This window comes from Maritimibacter alkaliphilus HTCC2654 (assembly GCF_000152805.1).
In the GTDB taxonomy this organism is placed as follows: domain Bacteria; phylum Pseudomonadota; class Alphaproteobacteria; order Rhodobacterales; family Rhodobacteraceae; genus Maritimibacter; species Maritimibacter alkaliphilus.
Window position 1 is genome coordinate 1,142,322 of record NZ_CH902578.1, and the last position, 18,246, is coordinate 1,160,567.

Genomic DNA, 18,246 nt, shown 5'->3' on the forward strand with positions numbered 1-18,246 from the left:
TCAGAACAGCGGGCGGATCACGGGAATCGCGGCCAGCGTGCGTTCGAGCGGGGTGAGCGGCAGAGGCGCGTCGATCCGGCGCGCGCGCTGGCGATAGGTTTCGGCCAGTGCGCCAAGCCGGGCGGCCATCGCCCGGTCGAGGAAAATCAAACCGTTCTCGGTGTCCTGCCCGAAGCTGCGCGCATTCATGTTGACCGAAGACGACATGGCGAGCCGCCCGTCGATCACCAGAATCTTGGTGTGGATCATCCGTTCGGTCGGCACGTAGTCGTAGATCGCGAAGTCCCGGTAACGCCGGTTCATGTAATCCTTGGCCAGCGCGCGCGTCACCGGGGCCGAGGGCTCGGTCGAGTCTAGCCGCGCAATCAGCGTGACATCGACCCCACGGGCCTGCGCCCGCGCCAGCGCCGCATCGACCGCAGGCGGCGGATAGAGGAAGGGCGTCACGATCGTCACCTCGCGGCGGGCCGCGTCGATCATGCGGACGAAATCCACTTCCAGCGCGCGAGCGTCGGCCCAGGGCTGCGAGATGAAGTGACGCATCACACCGTCGGTCGGAACCGGCCCGACCCGGCCGGGCTCCGAGGCGGGGCGAAGCACCTGACCGGGCGCGTCCCGCCGCCAAAGCTTGCCGAAATGGGCCGCGATCTGCCGCACGGTCGCATCTTCGCGGATCACGAGGTCGACATCCTCGAACGTGGCGAACCAGGCCAGCCCGTCGCGCCATTCGTCATCGTAGCTGCGAAGTTCCGGGTGATCCTCGATCTCGAACGGTTCGGCGAAGAAGAACCCGTCATGCAGGTTGCGCCCGCCCATGATAAGGCGCGAGCGCCCCGGTTCGGACGACAGCGCGATCAGAAGCTTCACGTGGTTCGCCCGGTGAAAGGCCGCGAATTCGGTCGCGGGCGTGGCGATCCCGCGCGGTTGCCAGCGGTAATACTGGATCTGGACGTTCGGATAGCGCGCCGCCAGGGCGTTCCAGAAATCGCGATCCTTGCCGGTTTGCAGCGCGGCGGTCGCGAGGATGCGCACGGGCGTCCCGCGCGCGGCGTGCCATGTCATCGCCTGCTGAATGAGCGCGCCGCAGTAGTCGGCCCTGACGTGGAGCGAGGCGAGCACGATCAGGTCGAGCTTCGGTGCGTTCGAGAAATCGAGCCGGATGTCGGGATTGCCCTCGGCCAAGTGGGCGCAGCGCAACGTGGCACCGGTCAGCGCCTGCAAACGCGCGGCGAGGGCATCTATCGGCGTCTCGACGATCTCGACGGGTCCGGGGCGCAGGGCGCAGGTGCGCGACAGGGCGGTGTGGGCGTAGAACGCCTGTGCCAGCGGGTCGAGCGTGCCGGCCGGCGGCGAGACGCAGGCGCCGCGCGCCCGGTCCACGGCCGCGACGGACGGCGCGACGACCTCTGGACGGGTGAGCGTGACGGCATGATCCGCCCAAGTTACGCGGCAGGTCGTGACGCCGGAGGTCAGCTCAAGCCGCGCGGGCACTTGCCCTTTCGCCGGGACGGTCACGCGCTGATGCCCGCCCGGACGGACCCATTTTCGTCCCTCGGGGCCGTTGACGACCACAGGCGCATCGCAGGTCACGCGGGCGGCCTGATCGCGATAGGTCGTGGACTGCAACGTCACGCGCGCCGTCTGCCAAGCTCCGGTCGGCAGGTCGAACCGCGCGTCCGCCTGCTCCGGCCCGGTGGGCGCAAGAAAGATCGCACCGTCCACCCGGCGACCGTCGGCGGTTTGCCGATCCGGCAGGTTCGAGGTGCAGGCCGCAAGCAGGACAAGGCCCAGCGCCGTGACGGCAGCCCATCCCGCCCGCTTGCGCGCAGTCCCCCACATTCCCCGACCTCCGAACATCAAACGCCCCGATGCTAGCGGGCAGCGGGGCGTCCAACAATACGGCGCGGGCGCGCAGGTTACCGGCGCATCACTCCGCTTCGCCGATGGTGAGCGCGATGGGGGCCAGCCCGTCGATCCCGCCCGTGATCCGGTCGCCCGCAACCACCGGGCCGACGCCCGCGGGCGTGCCAGTCATGATGACGTCGCCGGGCGCGAGGTGGTAGAATTTGGACAGGTCCATCACCACCTCGACGCAGCTATGGATCAGATCGGCAAGTGTCGCGTCCTGCCTGACCTCGCCATTCACCTCAAGATGGATGCGTTGCGGGCCAAGTTCGCCCATCTCGGCGGCGGGTGTGAGTTCGGCGAAGACCGCCGTGCCCTCGACATCCTTGCCCAGATCCCAGGGGCGCTGCTTTTCCCGCGCGACGAGTTGCAGGTCGCGCCGCGTCATGTCTAGCGCGCATCCATAGGCATGGATCGCCGCGGCGGCCTCTTCGCGAGAAGCGCGGAACACCGGCTTGCCGATGGTGAGCGCCAGTTCCATCTCGTAATGGAAGTTCTCGGTCCCCGGCGGATAGGGCAGCGTCGATCCGGTGTGGAGCGTATGCTGCGGGTTCTTGGTGAAGTAGAACGGCGCTTCGCGGTCCACTTCCACCCCCATCTCGGCGGCATGGGCGGCATAGTTGCGGCCGACGCAGAAAATGCGGACGACCGGATATCCGGCGGCCTCGCCCTTGACCGGAATCGACGGTGTTGCCGGGGGTTCGAACAGGTAGGTGGTCATCTCGCGCGTTCCTCGTAATATCCCAGTTTTTCCTGAAGCGGGCGGTCGTGGACACGGACCATGAACGTCTCGTCCGCCGCGCTGAAACTCATGTTCGCAAAGACCGGGGCCGTGAACGTATCTTTCGGCCCGTAGGTCAGGGTTTCGCCGTTGATCGTGACGTGGCCCGACCCCTTGATGACGTGAAAGGCCGCAGACGACGACTTCAGCACGGGTTCCAGCGTATCGCGCGCGCCGATCATCATGGCGGTGAACCCCATCGTGGGCAGAACCGCCTCGCCGGTTTCCGGGTTCACGTAATCCAGCTCGATCGGTCCGTCGGTATAGGCCGCCATCTGACGCAGCGCCTGTTCGGTGCGCCCCCACGGATAGCGCATCATCGGATACTTGCGCGCGCTCTCGCCGGGACGGCGCACGGGGGCAAGGCCCGAGGACAGGTATTCCACCTGACTGGCATCGGGCCGGTTGCGCTGGGATTGAAGCGGGCCCTCTTCGGCGTAAGACCCTTCCAGATAGACGAACAGCGGCAGGTCGAGCGCGTCGAGCCAGACCACGGGTTCGCTCCCCTCATGCCCGTGATCGTGCCATTCACCGCCGGGGGTCAGGACCAGATCGCCCTCCTCCATCGGGAGCTTTTCGCCATCGACCACGGTGAAGCCCCCCTTTCCCTCGACCACGATGCGCACCGCGGACGGGGTGTGAACATGGGCCGGCGCGGTTTCGCCGGGCAGAAGCAACTGAAGCCCGAGGTAGATCGAGGCCGTCGCTTGCATCGCCCCCGCCCCGCGCCCCGGATCGGACAGGACGAGCACCCGACGTTCGGCCTTTTCGACCGGGGTCAGGTCGCCCGCCTGGATCAGGAGCGGGCGGATCGCGTCGTAATTCCAGTATCCGGGTTTCGTGACTGGGTTCGGCGCCCCATGCGGGAGCACGTTGCGCATCATCGGCCAGAGCGGCGCGACCCCCGCCTCGGTCATCGCGGCGCGGCACTCTTCGGGCAGGTCTTCGAGCGTTCCAAGCTGTTGCGACATGATATCCTCCCTGATCCATGCTTCGCTGTAGTTCGTATACGTATCATTAGTATACTTGTCAAATGATGCATCGGGGTTTAGCGTTTCGGCCATGAGCGAACCGAACCCCATCTTTTTCGACATGCCGGGTCACCTGATCCGACGCCTGAACCAGATCGCGACGGGGCTGTTTCGCGAGCATATGGCGGAGATCGGGCTGGATGTGACCCCGGTCCAGTTCGCGGTTCTGGCGGCCCTCTCGGATGCCCCCGACATAGATCAGGCGACGCTCGCGACGACGGTCGCCTATGACAAGGTCACCATCGGCGGCGTCATTGACCGGCTGGTCGCCAAGGGGCTGGTGGATCGCCGGCCGTCGACCACCGACCGGCGGGCCAAGGCATTGCGGCTGACCCAGAACGGCGTGGTCATGCTCGACCGGTTGCGCCCGCAGGTCCGCGTGCTTCAGGACGAAATCCTGACGGGCCTGTCCGTGGACGAGGCGGAAACGCTGGTGCGGCTTTTGAAAAAGGCATCGATGGCGCGCGATGAGGTGGGTCGCGAAACGGCCTAGGTTTACCCGCACCGCGTGTGCCGTGTAGACAGACCGAAGCCTGCCCCGGAGCCCGCGATGAAAGCCTCGATCTATATGGCCTTTCACACTCCCTCGCCCGTCGTGGCGAGTGCTTCGATCATTCCGATCCATGTGGGGCGTGCGGTGGCGGATGCCCCTCTCGACGGGATGATCGGGGACGAAACCGGCGCCACGCTGTCGCCCTATAACGGCGCATACAGCGAATTGACGGCGCTCTACTGGGCCTGGAAAAACGACACGGATGCCACGCATGTGGGCCTGATGCACTACCGGCGGCTTCTGGATTTCAGTGGCACCCACCCTTCCCCCGCCGCCGAGGTCTGGCCCGAGGCCGTCCGGTTGGACGACTACGCCGCGGCGACCGAAACGTGGCTTCAGCGCAACGCCGAGATCGACCTCGTGCTGCCCGTCGCGCACCGGATGCCGATGACGGTGGATGAGAACTACGCCGATCAACACGACCCGCGCGATCTGGATTTCGTCGAGGCGCGCATGGCGCGGGTGTCGCCCGCCTATCTGGAGGATTTTCGCGCCGTCCGGGCCGGGCGCGAGCTGTTGCTGGCCAACGTCTTTCTGGCGCGGCGCGAGATTGTCGACGGCTATTGCTGCTGGGCCTTCGACCTGCTCGAAGCCTTGCGGACCACCGACATTCCGCGCCCCCATGTCAGCCCCTACAATGCCCGCTACCTCGGCTTCGTGGCGGAGCGGCTTTTCACTACGTTCATGCGCAAATACCTGCGCGACCACCCCGAGACGCGGGTCGAGCGGGTCAACATCCTGAACCTTGGCCGGTCGCTCGTCGTTCCTTTCGCACGGGGCGCGCGCTTCAATGACGGTGCGGTCAACGTGGCCTTCACCTCGGACCGGCCCTACCTGCCCCAGACTGCGGCGATGGTGGCCTCGCTCATCGAACATGCGGCGCCGGACCGGGAATATAACCTTTTCTATCTGCACGAGAATATCGGTGACCGGGATCTCGACCTACTCAGGTCCCTCGCGGTCGCACATGGCAATATCACGCTGCATACGATCAACGTGGGGACCGCGTTTTCACGGGAATATCGCGCCCGCCATCATACGCCGAGCAACGCGACCTACAACAGGTTCCTGCTCTTCGACCTGCTGCCCGACGTGGAGCGGCTCGTCTATCTCGACGTCGATCTCGTGCTGTGTGGCGATGTTGCGGAGCTGTTCGACACCGACATGAACGACGCGCCGCTGGCCGCCGTGACCGATGCGCTGATGACGCGGGTTCTGGCCACGCGGGTGCGCACGCGCGACCCGGAGGTGCCGGACCTGTATGCCTACCTCTCGGACGATCTGGGGCTGAGCGACGACCAGATTTCCCGGTATTTCAATGCGGGCGTCATGGTGATGAACTTCGCTGCGATGGACGTGGCGAAGGTGGGGCGAGAACTGCGTGAGATGGTCGCGGGAAACCGCTACTTCTTTCGCGATCAGGACATTCTGAATGTCTATTTCCGTGATCGGTTCGTCACGCTGCCTTCGCGGTTCAACGTCCACAACTCTGACCGTGGCGCATATGACAACGTGCCGGTGCCGATCCGCAACGATGCGCTCGCCGCCAAGGCCGACCCGTTCATCGTTCATTTCGCCGCCGCGCATCAGAAGCCCTGGCGCGAACCGGATGTCGAATTCGCGGGCCTGTTCTGGTCGACGCTCGCCCGGACTCCGTTCTGGTTTGAGGTGTTGGAGGCGACACGACGCCATCGAAGCCTGCGCGCGCGCCTGTCGCGGCCCGATACCTGGAAACACGGCGTGGTCATCGCCGGACGGCGGTTGGGGCGGCGGTTTCCGGCGCTGACACCGTGGCTTTTGCGCATCTACCGCTGGGCGCTCGGTCGGTTTCACTGGATCAACTAGCCCGTGAAAACGCTCTATCTGCATATCGGCCACTACAAGACGGGCACCTCGGCCTTCCAAAGCTACTGCGCCGACAACGCCGCCGGGCTGGCGCGGCGGGGCCTCCTGTATCCGAAGGCCGGGCGTGGTGTTTCGGCACCGACAAGCCATGCCGGGCTGGCGATCCCGCTGGCCGCAGAGCATGGCTTCCACCCGCCGCGCTGGTTCGGAATGGGGGAAAGCACCGACGAGGCGTTCGGCGCGCTTCATGCCGAACTTGGTTCAACACAGCAGCGCAAAGCCCTGATCTCAAGCGAGGAATTCGTTCAAATTGCCTTGTGCGAAGACCCCGATTTGGCGCTGGCCGCGCTGCGCCGTCGGTTGGAGCCTTATTCCGTCAAGGTCATCTTCACGGTGCGCGAGCCCTTGGCGCTTTTGACCTCGTGGTATGCACAGGTGAGCCGTGGCGCGACGCCGCGCGGCACCTTCCTCGACTTCGCCGCGACGATGAACCCGGATTTTCTGTCGCAAGACCCGATCCGGGCGCGCTTCGCCCGGACCTTCGGCGCAGGTCACGTCAGGCTCTTACGTTATGCGGGCCAAGGACCGTGGCTGAAACGCCGCATGTTGTGGTCGACACGCACCGTGCCCTTTAGCCGCGCGCATCCGCCCATCGCGAACGTGACACCCGGACTCGACACGCTGGAAGAGGAGCGGTTGGGCAAACTGCCACCCGACGCGGCGGCGTTCACCGTGACACGGGCGACGCTTGAAACGCTGCAAACGCAGGTCGACCGGGTCAACGCAGGCTACGCCGAATTGTCACGACACCTCACCACCGACCCGAGCGCCTTGAGCCTCGTTGCCCTCGCGCGACACTACCATGACCTGATCGCACCGGCGGCAGGCCGGATGCCGCTCGACCCACGCGAAGCCGTAGCGATGCGTGATCTGGCGCAGGATGCGGGCGACGGCACTCTCCGCGATACTCTCCTCCGCATCGCAGGCCACATCGAACGATCGCAAACCGCCACGCCGCAGCGAGGCATCGCATGACCCCCCGGCTCATGCTCGCAAGGCTGCGCGCGGCCATCGCGCGGCGGGATACGGACCCGCTCAGGCGCTTTCGCAGGCGATATCCGAACCTGCGCGGCACGGTGTTCATCATCACCTATGGCCGGTCCGGTTCGACGCTTCTGCAAGGGCTTCTGAATACCGTACCGGGCAGCCATATCGGCGGCGAGACCTTCGATACCCTCGGCATTCTGTTCGATGCGACCGCCCGCGCCACGCGCGCCCACCGTCGTTGGGGGGACGAGCCGCGCGCCGTGGATCATCCGTGGTTCAATGCTCAAAACATCGACGAAATCGGATTGGAGCAGGACCTCGCCCTTGCCTATGCGGCCCGCGTCATCTGCCCGCCGACCGATGCGACGTGGATCGGCACCAAGGAAATCCGCTATCCGCAGCGGGCCGAGACGCTTCCGGCCCTCGTCGCCATGGTGCTACGGAGTTTCCCCAACCCGGTCATCGTGTTCAATTCGCGCGATGCCGGCGCCGTCGCGCAATCGCGGTGGTGGGCGAGCCAGCCGGAGGCCGTGGTGCGTGACTTGATCGCGCGGATGGATGGCATCTTCGCCGCGATCGCCAAGGATCACCCGGAGCGGTGCTTTCACCTGCGGCATGAGGACACGATCGCCGATCCCGAGACGTTGCGCCCCGTGTTCGACGCGATGGGCGCCGAGTTCGACGTTGCGGCCATTGCGCGGGTATTGTCCAATCGGTTGACGCATTGAACCGACTCGGAGGCCGGCATGACGCAGGTTCACCCGCCGCTCCTGATATTTTCCGACCTCGACGGCACGCTTCTGGATCACGACACCTACGGCTGGTCCCCCGCCCGCCCTGCGCTTGACCGACTGGCGCGTCTTGGCGGCGGCGTGGTTCTGGCCACGTCCAAGACGGCGGCCGAAGTTGGCCCCCTGCGCGACGAACTGGGATTGTCGGCATGGCCCGCCATCGTCGAAAACGGCGCCGGGATACTGGAGCCGGGGGCGCGCCCTGCGGTCTCGGGCGATTACGCCAGATTGCGCGCGGCGCTGGACGATCTGCCGGGCGATCTCAGGAAGACCTATACCGGGTTCGGCGATCTGGACGCGGCGGGCGTGGCCGGGATCACCGGACTGCCCACCGACAAGGCGGAACTGGCGAAGGCGCGCGCCTTTTCCGAGCCGGGCATCTGGACGGGTGACGAACCGGGCCGCGAGGCATTCGTCGCGGCACTGGGCGAACGCGGGATCACGGCACGCATGGGCGGGCGGTTCCTGACGCTGTCGTTCGGTCGGACCAAGGCCGATGCGATGGCCGAGTTGGTCGACCGTTTCGCGCCGCGGCACACGATGGCCTTGGGCGATGCGCCGAACGACGCCGAAATGATCGAGGCCGCCGATTTCGGCGTCATCATCCCCAATCCGCACGGCGCGCCCCTTCCCCCCCTGATGGGCGAGGCGGAGGGTCGCATCACCCGCGCGGCCCACCCCGGCCCCGAAGGCTGGAACTTGTCGGTGGGCCAAGTTATTGACGAGTTGGAACTTTCCCGAGGAGCTTCGCGGCATGGCTGATTTCCACCAGAACGGCAACATCACGACGCTCCACAATCTGCGCACACGCGGCGTGGAGGAATTGAACTACGAGTTGTCGGCCTTCGCCCAGACCCGCAAGATCAGCCTGATCCTGCCGTCGCTGTTCTCGGAGCTCGAAGGCGAAGCTTTGCCGCATATCGTGGACGAGCTCGGCAAGGTGCCGTATCTGCACCGCATCGTCATCGGCCTTGACCGCGCGACGGAAGCGCAGTTCCGGCAGGCGCGGGCGTTTTTCTCGAGCCTGCCGCAGGATCATATCGTGATCTGGAACGACAGCCCCCGGATGCTTGAAATGCAAGCCCGGCTGGAAAACCTCGGCCTCGCGCCGCAAGAACCGGGCAAGGGCAAGAACGTCTGGTCCTGTATCGGCTACCTCATCGGCTGTGCCGACAGCGCCGTCATGGCGATCCACGATTGCGATATCCTGACCTATGAGAACGAGATGCTGGCGCGGCTGGTCTATCCGGTCGCGAACCCGACGTTCCCCTATCAGGTCGCCAAGGGCTATTACCCGCGCGTCGGCGAAGGCAAGCTGAACGGGCGTGTCACGCGGCTTTTGGTGTCGCCGCTCCTGATCGCGCTGAAACGGGTGATCGGGGATCGCGATTACCTCGACTACCTGCGGTCGTTCCGCTACCCGCTGTCCGGCGAATTCGCGATGCGCACCGCGATCCTGCCGGATCTGCGCATTCCGTCGGACTGGGGGCTGGAAATCGGCGTGCTGTCCGAAGCCTGGCGCAATCTTGCGCCCAAGTCGGTCTGTCAGGTCGAAATCTCGGACGCTTACGATCACAAGCATCAGGACCTGTCCGCCGAGGACGCCTCGACCGGTCTGTCGCGCATGTCGACTGACATCTGCAAAGCGATCTTCCGCAAGCTGGCGGCGGACGGGACGGTGTTCACGCCCAACGTGTTCCGCACGCTCAAGGCGACCTATTACCGCTCGGCGCTCGATCTGCTCGACGGGTATTACAACGATGCCAAGATGAACGGGCTGGTCATCGACCGCCATGCGGAAGAGAAATCGATCGAGATGTTCGCCGAGAACATCATCCGCGCCGGCAACGTGTTTCTCGACAACCCGCATGAGACGCCGTTCATCCCGACGTGGAACCGGGTTCATGCGGCGGACCCGCATTTCCTGAAGGATCTTCAGATCGCGGCGCGCGAGGATCAGGCGGAGTTCCTTTAGTCCCGCAGGGGAAGCTGCGGTCGGCGCAGTGCGGCGCGGGCGAGGAACGGCAGGTAGTGGCGCAGGATGCGTGGCGCGATATGCGGCGTGTTCAAAGCGCGGTAGAGCCAGCGCAGGTTTCTGCGGGTGTAGACCTCGGGGTAATACGGGTGGCGCGCGGTCTGATGCACGAAAGCGCCGCAGGTCACGATGGCGGTCGGATGGTCGAGCCGCGCCTTGAGGGCGAGCGCCAGCGCCTCCTGCCGGGGGCTGCCCATCGACACGAGCAACACGTCAGGTCTGGCGACCGCCACATCGCTCATCAGTTGGCGATGGGACGGGTGATACCCCGATGCCGCCAGCACGACGCGAAGGCCGGGGTGCCGATCGCGCAGAAAGGTTGCGACGCGCGACACCTCGTCGGACGTGCCGCCGATCAGGCCCAGACGCGCCCCGCGTTGCGCGAGCCGGTCCATCGCCGCACAGGCCACACCCGCGTAGTCGAACGACAGGCTTTCGCAGGGCACCCCCGTCAGCTTCGACACGATCCGGGCGGTGGTGCCACCGTCGATGACCACGTGGTCGTCGCCGCTCGTCGCGAAATGTCCCGCGCGATGGTGCGACAGCGTGTGCGGGTTCAGATACCAGAGCACTTCGGGGCCGGGCCGCGGCGCGGTCAGCCAGTGCAACAGGTCGGCCTGGCGGCGGATCAGGCGGGAACGGCCGGTGACGGCGGTGGCGCTGTATAGCATTAATTACACATCCGATGTCCGCAGACCGGCACTTTCGCGCGACGAAATGTCACTTTTCGAACATATGTCCCGCATCGAAACTCCCAGCACCTTGGCCCAGACCGACCACAGTGCTTCGTCCCGTACCCCACTCAGATCATACGACCCGCGTGGCAGGCGCGTAAAGGCCCCCATCAGGGCCTCGGGCCGGTCCTCGATCCGCGCGGTCGGACCGATCCGCCGCTCGAAGTCCCTGAGCCCGGTGGCGAAGGCGTTCGCGATGATCGGCAAGCCCGCGCGGGCGGCTTCGACCATGATGGTCGGGAAGCCCTCGTATTCCGACCAGACGATCAGGGCGTCGGCCTCCGAGAACGACGCCTGCGGGTCGGACCCCAAGGGGGCGAAGGTCACGCCATCCGGCTCATCCTGCGGCGGCGGATAGCCATGGACGCGCAGCCGAACCGGATGCCCGGCATCCCGCGCCTCGGCCACCACGGCAAGCACCTTGTCGAGCCGTTTCTGCGCACCGGGCCGTCCGACGTAGAGAAGGTGTTTCGGCTGATCCGTCCGCCGGATCGGCATGGTGGCCGGCACATCCGGCGCGACCGGGGCATAGGCGACGGCAAGCGCGGCACGGCGCAGAAGGGGCAATCGGGCAAGATGCTCGGCCAATTCATCGCACACGCACAGGACGGGTGCCCGCCAGCTCATCGAGACGATGAACGCCGCATCCACCACGCGTTTCGTTAAAGACCCAATCAGCGGCACATGCCGCCAATAGACGAGCCGCGCGCCGAGGCCGCGCCAGCCGATGTGCAGGAGGTCGCGCATGCGTGAGAAGATGAGCGTTCGTCCGGCAAGATCGGTTTCGACAAGCCGCCGCACCTCCGCCCCGAAGACCGGATGCCCCTCGCGCGAAACCAGTTCGGCCGCCACGCCGTTGCGGCGCAGGAAATCGCGAAGCCGCAGGCTGACACGTTCGATCCCGCCCGCGGCCTCCCAGCGGCAATAGATCAGGATGGGGGCGTCGGCGCTCATGCCCGATTTTGTCCTCCGGCGGCGCGGCAAAGGCAAGTGCGGCGGCTGGCCTTGCGCGGCGCGATCCGCTACATCCTTGCGACGCGCCCGCGTCAGGACCGGAGACCCCATGTCCGTCAGGATCACCTCGCTTTCAGACCTCGCAGCCCTTGGGTTCGACGACATCATCGACGCGCGCTCGCCCTCGGAATATGCCGAGGACCGCATCCCCGGCGCCATCAGCCTGCCGGTGCTGAACGACGAGGAACGCGCGCAGGTCGGCACGATCTATGTGCAGGAAGACCCGTTCAAGGCCCGCAAGATCGGCGCGGCGCTGGTCGCGCGCAATGCCGCGACCCACATTCAGGGGCCGCTGGCCGACCGCGAAGGCGGTTGGAAGCCTTTGGTCTATTGCTGGCGCGGCGGGCAGCGGTCCAATTCCTTCGCGTCGATCCTTAGCCAGATCGGCTGGCGCGCCGATGTGATCGAGGGTGGATACCGCACCTATCGGCGGCTTGTGGTGGACATGCTGCATCGCGCGCCCCTGCCCCATCGGCTGATGCTGATCGACGGTGGCACGGGCACGGCCAAGACCCGGCTTCTGCACCATATCGCGGCGGCGGGCGGTCAGGTGCTGGACCTCGAAGGCCTCGCCTCGCATCGCGGGTCGCTGTTCGGGATGGTGGGTGAGGAACAGCCCAGCCAAAAGGCGTTCGAAAGCGGGATCGCCATGGCGCTGACCCGGCTGGACCCGAAGCGTGTGACTTTCGTGGAGGCCGAAAGCAGCAAGGTCGGCGATCTTCTGGTGCCGCCCGCGTTGTGGAAGGCCATGCTCGCCTCGCCCTATGTCGAGGTCACCGCCCCGATCGCCGCCCGCGCCGAGCACTTGGTGACGAGCTACCCGGATATCGTGGACGACGCCGACCGCTTGGCGCGAACGCTCGACCGGCTGGTGAAATACCATGGGCGCGACGTCGTGGGCGGCTGGCACGAGCTGGCCCAAGACGGGAACTGGGCGGGGCTGGCGCACCAACTGGTCGAGACGCACTACGACCCGCGCTACAAGCGCATCCGGCGCGAGGCCGAGCCGGAGCGGCTTCTGGATCTTGCCGACCTGACCGACGCGACGCTGGCCGAAGCCGCGAAAGCTCTCGTCGCCTCAGTCTGAGGCCGCGCCCAGCGCCTTGGCCAAGGAAGCGAACATCGCCTCGGCCGCCTGCACCTGCACATCGCCCGCCCTGAACACCCCGTCGACGACGGCGGCGCCGACGAAGGGGATGTTCACCTGCTGCATGATCGGCTTCATCTCGAAACAGGCGATCACGGGCAACAGCGCCTCGACCGCACGGGTGCCTGCCGCGACGCCCCCGTAACTGACGAAGCCGACCGGCTTGCCCGACCATTCGGCGCTCAGGTGGTCGAGCGCGTTCTTGAGGCTCGCGGGATAGGCGTGGTTGTATTCCGGCGTGATGAAAACGAACCCGTCGGCCTCGCTCACCTTCGCGGACCAGTTTTTCGTCGTCTCCCGCGTGTACTTTCCGCTGCGCGGATGGTGCGGCTCGTCGAACAACGGCAGGGGATGATCCCTGAGGTCGACCAGTTCGACCGACAGTCCGGTCTGTGTCCGAGCCTGCGTCATCACCCAGTCCGCGATTGCGGCCCCCAGCCGGACTTCGCGGACACTGGCGAGGATGACGTGAATGACGGGTCTGGACTGGGACATCAGGGAAGCTCCGGCGTGCTGTTGGACAGGTTCACGGTGACGGTAATGCGCCCTTCGTTCATCATCCAGCGCCGAAGCGTGTATCTGCGCAGACCGGCGCGGTGCATCGGGTCGAGGTCCGCGATGGCGCGGGCCGCGGCCTCGTCCTCGGCGCGCAGGATGAACATGCCCGCGACCGGCGGCCCGTCGCCATCGAAAAGCGGTCCGGCCGCGAACAGGACGCCCCGGTTCTCGAGCTCGACCTGATGGCGCAGATGGTCGGCCATCATCGCCTGAATCTCGTCCTCCGGCCCCACCGGCTCGGTCACCACGACCCACATGATCTTTTTCATGAAGCCCTGCGTGATGGTCTGGATGTCGTCGGGTGTCATGTCGTCCTCCGGTTCAGGTTTCGATAGCGCCGGGCGCGAGACCCGCGAATCGCTGTGTCAGTCGCAGGACCGCTGAACGGGGGACGGAACGTCTGGTCCGCGTGAATTTTCCGCATCTGCGCCTCGCGATCCGTGCCTGATCCCGCCCCATGACGGAGGCCGGCGTTACCTCAATTTGTTTGGTCATTTGACCAATTATGTCAAGGCGTTCTCGCGATTACCCCTGTTTCTCAGGGCTTTCCGGCAGGAGTTTTTATTTGGTTAGGCGACCAATTAATTTCTTGCATCGGGAATTTCGCTGACCTAGCGTTCGATCCGAGGGCACGAGAACAGGGCCCCGGGGAGGACAAATGGCGGATCGAAAACCGGGCCTCGTCTCGGTCGAAGAAGGCTTCATGATTCCTGAGGTCGTGGCCGAGCTGTCGCGGATCGCAGGCGGCGTCCCGAGCATGAAGTCCGGCCCCATCGCCGGGCCGTTCATGGACGATCTGCTCGACATCGGTAAGGGCCGTGTGGCCCGGATGGATGCCGATGGTGTCGCGGTCCAGATCCTCGCCCTTGCCGCACCCGGCGTGCAGAAGTTCGACCCGGACACCGCCTTGGCGCTGTCCCGGCTGACCAACGACCGGCTGGCCGAGGCGATTGCCGCCCACCCCGCCCGGTTCGGCGGTCTTGCCGCCGCGCCGCCACAGGCCGCGCGTGAGGGGGCCAAGGAACTCGACCGGGCGATCACGACGCTCGGTCTGAACGGTCTGATCGTCAATTCCCACACCAACGACCTGTATCTCGACGACCCGTCGTTCTGGCCCCTGCTGGAAGCGGCCGAGGCGCTGGACGTGCCCGTCTATCTGCACCCGCGCGAACCTGCCGCGGGGATCGAGGGCGGACTGATGGCGATGACCGGGTTCACGGTCGGCTGGGCCTATGCCGTCGAAACCGGCACGCACCTGCTGCGCATGATCGCGGCGGGCGTGTTCGATAGGTTCCCGAGGCTCAGGATCGTTCTGGGACATCTGGGCGAAATGATCCCCTTCATGCTCGACCGGATCGACAATCGCTATCCGTTCGAGATGGGGGTGACCGGGGCCAAACCGCTCCCCCGCAAGCCCAGCGACTACTTTCGCGACCACGTGACGGTCGCCACCAGCGGGATGAATTTCAACGCGCCGATGCGGGCGGCGATCGAGGTGCTCGGCGCGGACAAGGTGATGTTCGCGGCCGATTACCCGATGGAACGGCAGGACGAGGAGGTCGCCAAATTCGCGGCCCTCGACCTGACGCCGGATGAACGCAAACGGATCGGCGAGGACAATGCGCGCAGGGTCTTCGGTCTTTGACCGATACCGGCACAGCGAATGGATGGAGGATGAGATGAAAGTTGCCCTGATCGGCGCGAGCGGCAAGGCCGGGTCGCGGGTCTTGAAGGAACTGGCGGATCGCGGACACGAGGTGACGGCGCTGGTCCGAAATCCCGACAACGTCGCGGACCTGCCCGGCGTCAGCGCGGTGGCGGTAACCGGGGACGGCAGCGACCTTGCCGACAAGATCGCGGGACATGACGCGGTGATTTCGTCGGTTCGCTTCGTGGACCTGGACCCGGACGTGCTGTTGCCTGCCATCAAGGCGTCGGGCGTGAAACGCTACCTCGTCGTCGGGGGCGCGGGCAGCCTGATGCACCCGGACGGGGTGATCGAGGTCGAACAGCCGGGCTTTCCCGATGTCGCGAAACCGAATTCGATCCGGGGCGGCTATCTGCTCGACCAACTCAAAGCCTCGGAAGGCCTTGATTGGACGTACCTTTCGCCGCCGCGAATGTTCGTTCCCGGCGAACGGACCGGGACGTTTCGCTATGGCAAGGACGACATGCTGATGAAGGACGGCGCGCCCACCTCGATCTCGTTCGAGGATTTCGCGCTCGCCCTTGTCGACGAACTGGAAAAGCCGGAGCACACCGGCGAGCGGTTCACCATCGGTTACTGAACGACGCTGGACGGGCGCGATGCGTGCGCCCGCCTCATCCAAGGTGGCCAGCGGCATTGACAGACCGGTGCCGCTTGCCGTTAGCTGAAACTGCTTGAACGCCCGACCAAATAGTCAGGCACAAGCGATGGGAGGACGTCTTGAGCTTGGCATTCCGACAAGCCGCCGTCGTCATTGGCGTGATCTTCGTCTGGGCGCTTGGGAGCGTGACCGGGGTGTTCAACCCTGACGTCCTGCCCCCGGTGCCGGACGTCGCGCGCGAGATGGTCGCGCTGTGGAGCACCCCGGCCTTCAAGGGCGCGCTCTGGGCCACCCTGAGGGACGGTTTTCTGGGTGCGGTCGCTGCCGCGGTCGTGGCCATTCCCCTCGGCCTGCTCATCGGTATCTTCCCGGCGTTCGAGCTGTCGACGCGCAAGATCCTCGACTTCGGGCGGGCCTTTCCAGTGGTGGCGCTGCTGCCGCTGTTCGTCCTTATCATCGGGGCGAATTCGCAGATGAAGGTGCTGGCCATCGCCATTGCCTGTTTCTTTCCGATCCTCGTGCAGACCGTCTATGGTGCACGGCGGCTGGACCCGACGATCCTCGATACCGTGCGGATCTTTCGCATTCCTTTCGGTCTGCGGTTCTTCCGGGTCATCCTGCCCTCGGCCCTGCCCTATATCGCAACCGGACTGCGCATCGCGACGACGGTTTCGATCCTCGTCGCGGTCGGCACCGAGGTGATCCTGCCGATCGACGGTCTGGGCTATCAGATCAACCTGAGCCGCATCGCCAACCGGGTGCCGGAGGCCTTTGCCTATGTGATCTACGCGGGGCTTCTGGGCGTGCTCCTGACCCTTGGGTGGGAGCTTTTGGAAAAGCGGCTGCTGCCGTGGCATCTGGAGCGGTGAAGATGGCGAAATCCCCCCATAAAGCCGCCCTTCGCGCCCACGCTTTCCGGGGGTTCCTCATGGCGTGGTGGCTGCCGGTTCTGGCGGTCGTGGCGTGGTATGTGCTGTCGGACTCGTCCACCTCGTTCTACTTTCCGCCCTTGTCCAAAATCCTCGCCGTGCTGTGGCGCGATCTGACGGACGGGCCGCTTTTGGGGTATATGTTCGTCAGCCTGTCCAACATGGCCGTGGGCCTTGCCCTCGCGATCCTGATCGGGGTCGGCACCGGGCTTTACATCGGCGATCACGCCAAGGTGCGTCAGGCGGCGATGCCGATGCTCAATTTCTTGCGGTCCGTGCCCCCCGCCGCCATCGTGCCCATCGTCATCATCGCGCTGGGGATCGGCGCCGCGCCAAAAATTTTCATCATCGCCTTCACCTGTCTCTGGCCCATCTTGCTCAACACCATCGACGGCGTGCGCGGGATGCCCGAGGAGTTGTCGGACACGGCGCGCGCGTTTCGCATTCCGCGCGGTCTGACCTATCGGCGCGTGCTGCTCATGGCGTCGCTGCCGCAGATCATGGCCGGCATCCGGGTCGCCATCGCCGTGGCGCTGGTGCTCATGGTGATCTCTGAGTTCTTCGGGGCCTCGGCGGGCCTTGGCTTCTACATCAACGAAAACAAGCAGCGTTTCGCCATGGTCGAGACCTGGGCGGGCACGATCCTGATCGGCGTGCTCGGCTACGTCCTGAGCGCGGTGTTTCTGCAAATCGAGCGCGTGACGCTTCGCTGGTATTTCCGCGAGGCCGGGGCGCAGACGGGATGACGACAATGGACGGAAGCAACGTGACCACCTCTCTCGCGCAACCCATGCAGGTGAATGGCCTGTCCAAAAGCTATGGGCCGGTGAAGGTGATCGAGAAACTCGACATGCATGTCGATCCGGGGGATTTCGTCTGCATCGTCGGACCGTCGGGCGCGGGCAAGACGACGCTGCTTCGCTGCCTGTCCGGCCTGATGCCCGCGACCTCGGGCGAGGTTCGCGTCGGGGGCAAGGTGCTGACCGAGCCGCTGGCCGAAATCGGGGTCGTGTTTCAGGACTATCGCGGGTCGCTGATGCCGTGGATGCGCACGCTGGACAACGTGGCCTTTCCGCTTCAGGGGCGCGGCGTGCCCAAGGCGGAACGCGAGGAACGCGCGCGCAAATGTCTGGCGGATGTCGGGCTAGAAAACGCGGCGCATCAGTATCCGTGGGAACTGTCGGGCGGCATGCAGCAGCGTGTCGCGATTGCGCGCGCGCTGGCCTATGACGCGCATATCCTGTTGATGGACGAGCCTTTCGGCTCGCTCGACGCGCAGACGAAAATGGGGCTCGAGGATCTTGTGCTCGACCTTCGCAGGCGGCTGAAGATCAGCGTGATCGTCGTGACCCACGACATCGACGAGGCGGTGTATCTGGCGGACCGGGTGGTGGTGCTGTCGGGCAAACCGTCGACCATCGTGGATACGGTGGACGTCGACCTCGGCCCGGAGCGCGACCAGATCAGGACCAAGTCGGACCCGAAATTCTTCGAATACAGAAACCGCGTGATGGACCACATCATGCGCTAAAGACGCGCCGCTCTGGGTCGGATCGGCGTATTTCAG

19 protein-coding genes are annotated in these 18,246 nt (G+C 65.5%); 12 read left to right on the plus strand and 7 right to left on the minus strand.

Annotated elements, in window-relative coordinates:
- The 3 genes from RB2654_RS06745 to RB2654_RS06755 form a co-directional block, all read right to left on the minus strand.
- Positions 1 to 1,839, minus strand: coding sequence for a phospholipase D-like domain-containing protein (locus RB2654_RS06745; RefSeq protein ID WP_008329901.1), 1,839 nt, complete (start codon positions 1,837 to 1,839; stop codon positions 1 to 3).
- Between the two features lie 88 nt (positions 1,840 to 1,927).
- Entirely contained in the window at positions 1,928 to 2,626 is a 699-nt protein-coding gene (locus RB2654_RS06750) for a fumarylacetoacetate hydrolase family protein (protein ID WP_008329903.1), read from the minus strand.
- Positions 2,623 to 3,657 carry a cupin domain-containing protein gene (locus RB2654_RS06755; RefSeq protein WP_008329905.1) on the minus strand — a complete coding sequence of 345 codons (1,035 nt, stop codon included), beginning with the start codon at positions 3,655 to 3,657 and terminating at the stop codon, positions 2,623 to 2,625. The genes RB2654_RS06750 and RB2654_RS06755 overlap by 4 nt, the downstream gene beginning before the upstream one ends.
- Before the next feature lie 91 nt (positions 3,658 to 3,748).
- Here RB2654_RS06755 and RB2654_RS06760 point away from each other — a divergent pair, with 91 nt between their 5' ends.
- From RB2654_RS06760 to RB2654_RS06785, 6 genes are read left to right on the plus strand one after another with little or no spacing between them, the layout of a single operon-like run.
- On the plus strand, positions 3,749 to 4,210 hold the full coding sequence (locus RB2654_RS06760) for a MarR family winged helix-turn-helix transcriptional regulator (protein ID WP_008329907.1): 462 nt from the start codon (positions 3,749 to 3,751) through the stop codon (positions 4,208 to 4,210).
- A gap of 57 nt (positions 4,211 to 4,267) precedes the next feature.
- Positions 4,268 to 6,115, plus strand: coding sequence for a DUF4422 domain-containing protein (locus tag RB2654_RS06765; protein WP_008329908.1), 1,848 nt, complete (start codon positions 4,268 to 4,270; stop codon positions 6,113 to 6,115).
- A 3-nt stretch (positions 6,116 to 6,118) separates the two neighbouring features.
- Positions 6,119 to 7,150: a hypothetical protein gene (locus tag RB2654_RS06770; RefSeq protein WP_008329909.1), complete on the plus strand. Its 1,032-nt coding sequence runs from the start codon at positions 6,119 to 6,121 to the stop codon at positions 7,148 to 7,150.
- Positions 7,147 to 7,890, plus strand: a complete 744-nt coding sequence (locus RB2654_RS06775) for a sulfotransferase family protein (RefSeq protein WP_008329910.1) — start codon at positions 7,147 to 7,149, stop codon at positions 7,888 to 7,890. Before RB2654_RS06770 ends, RB2654_RS06775 begins: the two co-directional genes overlap by 4 nt.
- Before the next feature lie 18 nt (positions 7,891 to 7,908).
- The gene (locus RB2654_RS06780) at positions 7,909 to 8,715 is read left to right on the plus strand and encodes an HAD-IIB family hydrolase (protein ID WP_008329911.1); all 807 of its coding nucleotides are present in this window, start codon (positions 7,909 to 7,911) and stop codon (positions 8,713 to 8,715) included.
- Positions 8,708 to 9,928: a glycosyltransferase family protein gene (locus RB2654_RS06785; RefSeq protein WP_008329912.1), complete on the plus strand. Its 1,221-nt coding sequence runs from the start codon at positions 8,708 to 8,710 to the stop codon at positions 9,926 to 9,928. The genes RB2654_RS06780 and RB2654_RS06785 overlap by 8 nt, the downstream gene beginning before the upstream one ends.
- Here RB2654_RS06785 and RB2654_RS06790 read toward each other — a convergent pair.
- Positions 9,925 to 10,659 (minus strand): WecB/TagA/CpsF family glycosyltransferase, encoded by a 735-nt coding sequence (locus RB2654_RS06790; protein WP_008329913.1) that lies wholly within the window; start codon positions 10,657 to 10,659, stop codon positions 9,925 to 9,927. The genes RB2654_RS06785 and RB2654_RS06790 overlap by 4 nt on opposite strands.
- A 3-nt stretch (positions 10,660 to 10,662) precedes the next feature.
- On the minus strand, positions 10,663 to 11,676 hold the full coding sequence (locus tag RB2654_RS06795) for a glycosyltransferase (RefSeq protein WP_008329914.1): 1,014 nt from the start codon (positions 11,674 to 11,676) through the stop codon (positions 10,663 to 10,665).
- Between the two features lie 109 nt (positions 11,677 to 11,785).
- Here RB2654_RS06795 and mnmH point away from each other — a divergent pair, with 109 nt between their 5' ends.
- The gene (gene mnmH, locus RB2654_RS06800; protein ID WP_008329915.1) at positions 11,786 to 12,823 is read left to right on the plus strand and encodes a tRNA 2-selenouridine(34) synthase MnmH; all 1,038 of its coding nucleotides are present in this window, start codon (positions 11,786 to 11,788) and stop codon (positions 12,821 to 12,823) included.
- Here mnmH and RB2654_RS06805 read toward each other — a convergent pair.
- Entirely contained in the window at positions 12,815 to 13,378 is a 564-nt protein-coding gene (locus tag RB2654_RS06805; RefSeq protein ID WP_008329916.1) for an NADPH-dependent FMN reductase, read from the minus strand. The genes mnmH and RB2654_RS06805 overlap by 9 nt on opposite strands.
- Positions 13,378 to 13,749, minus strand: coding sequence for a YciI family protein (locus tag RB2654_RS06810; protein ID WP_008329918.1), 372 nt, complete (start codon positions 13,747 to 13,749; stop codon positions 13,378 to 13,380). The genes RB2654_RS06805 and RB2654_RS06810 overlap by 1 nt, the downstream gene beginning before the upstream one ends.
- A 350-nt stretch (positions 13,750 to 14,099) precedes the next feature.
- On the opposite strand from RB2654_RS06810, the gene RB2654_RS06815 reads away from it, so the two are divergent.
- From RB2654_RS06815 to RB2654_RS06835, 5 genes are all read left to right on the plus strand, one after another.
- A complete protein-coding gene (locus tag RB2654_RS06815; protein WP_008329920.1) occupies positions 14,100 to 15,086 on the plus strand; it encodes an amidohydrolase family protein in 987 nt (328 codons plus the stop codon).
- A 34-nt stretch (positions 15,087 to 15,120) separates the two neighbouring features.
- The gene (locus RB2654_RS06820) at positions 15,121 to 15,729 is read left to right on the plus strand and encodes an NAD(P)-dependent oxidoreductase (protein WP_040885513.1); all 609 of its coding nucleotides are present in this window, start codon (positions 15,121 to 15,123) and stop codon (positions 15,727 to 15,729) included.
- A gap of 140 nt (positions 15,730 to 15,869) precedes the next feature.
- Positions 15,870 to 16,619: an ABC transporter permease gene (locus RB2654_RS06825; protein WP_202795871.1), complete on the plus strand. Its 750-nt coding sequence runs from the start codon at positions 15,870 to 15,872 to the stop codon at positions 16,617 to 16,619.
- 2 nt (positions 16,620 to 16,621) lie between these two features.
- Positions 16,622 to 17,425, plus strand: a complete 804-nt coding sequence (locus RB2654_RS06830; RefSeq protein WP_202795872.1) for an ABC transporter permease — start codon at positions 16,622 to 16,624, stop codon at positions 17,423 to 17,425.
- A 5-nt stretch (positions 17,426 to 17,430) separates the two neighbouring features.
- Entirely contained in the window at positions 17,431 to 18,210 is a 780-nt protein-coding gene (locus RB2654_RS06835; RefSeq protein ID WP_008329927.1) for an ABC transporter ATP-binding protein, read from the plus strand.
- Positions 18,211 to 18,246: the final 36 nt, after the last annotated feature.

Coding starts and splice junctions, on each gene's coding strand:
- RB2654_RS06785 (WP_008329912.1), top strand. CDS start 8,708: ATGGCTGATTTCCACCAGAACGGCAACATCACGACGCTCCACAATCTG.
- RB2654_RS06755 (WP_008329905.1), bottom strand. CDS start 3,657: ATGTCGCAACAGCTTGGAACGCTCGAAGACCTGCCCGAAGAGTGCCGC.
- mnmH (WP_008329915.1), top strand. CDS start 11,786: ATGTCCGTCAGGATCACCTCGCTTTCAGACCTCGCAGCCCTTGGGTTC.
- RB2654_RS06775 (WP_008329910.1), top strand. CDS start 7,147: ATGACCCCCCGGCTCATGCTCGCAAGGCTGCGCGCGGCCATCGCGCGG.
- RB2654_RS06745 (WP_008329901.1), bottom strand. CDS start 1,839: ATGTGGGGGACTGCGCGCAAGCGGGCGGGATGGGCTGCCGTCACGGCG.
- RB2654_RS06835 (WP_008329927.1), top strand. CDS start 17,431: ATGGACGGAAGCAACGTGACCACCTCTCTCGCGCAACCCATGCAGGTG.
- RB2654_RS06805 (WP_008329916.1), bottom strand. CDS start 13,378: ATGTCCCAGTCCAGACCCGTCATTCACGTCATCCTCGCCAGTGTCCGC.
- RB2654_RS06765 (WP_008329908.1), top strand. CDS start 4,268: ATGAAAGCCTCGATCTATATGGCCTTTCACACTCCCTCGCCCGTCGTG.
- RB2654_RS06810 (WP_008329918.1), bottom strand. CDS start 13,749: ATGACACCCGACGACATCCAGACCATCACGCAGGGCTTCATGAAAAAG.
- RB2654_RS06780 (WP_008329911.1), top strand. CDS start 7,909: ATGACGCAGGTTCACCCGCCGCTCCTGATATTTTCCGACCTCGACGGC.
- RB2654_RS06795 (WP_008329914.1), bottom strand. CDS start 11,676: ATGAGCGCCGACGCCCCCATCCTGATCTATTGCCGCTGGGAGGCCGCG.
- RB2654_RS06750 (WP_008329903.1), bottom strand. CDS start 2,626: ATGACCACCTACCTGTTCGAACCCCCGGCAACACCGTCGATTCCGGTC.
- RB2654_RS06760 (WP_008329907.1), top strand. CDS start 3,749: ATGAGCGAACCGAACCCCATCTTTTTCGACATGCCGGGTCACCTGATC.
- RB2654_RS06830 (WP_202795872.1), top strand. CDS start 16,622: ATGGCGAAATCCCCCCATAAAGCCGCCCTTCGCGCCCACGCTTTCCGG.
- RB2654_RS06790 (WP_008329913.1), bottom strand. CDS start 10,659: ATGCTATACAGCGCCACCGCCGTCACCGGCCGTTCCCGCCTGATCCGC.
- RB2654_RS06815 (WP_008329920.1), top strand. CDS start 14,100: ATGGCGGATCGAAAACCGGGCCTCGTCTCGGTCGAAGAAGGCTTCATG.
- RB2654_RS06820 (WP_040885513.1), top strand. CDS start 15,121: ATGAAAGTTGCCCTGATCGGCGCGAGCGGCAAGGCCGGGTCGCGGGTC.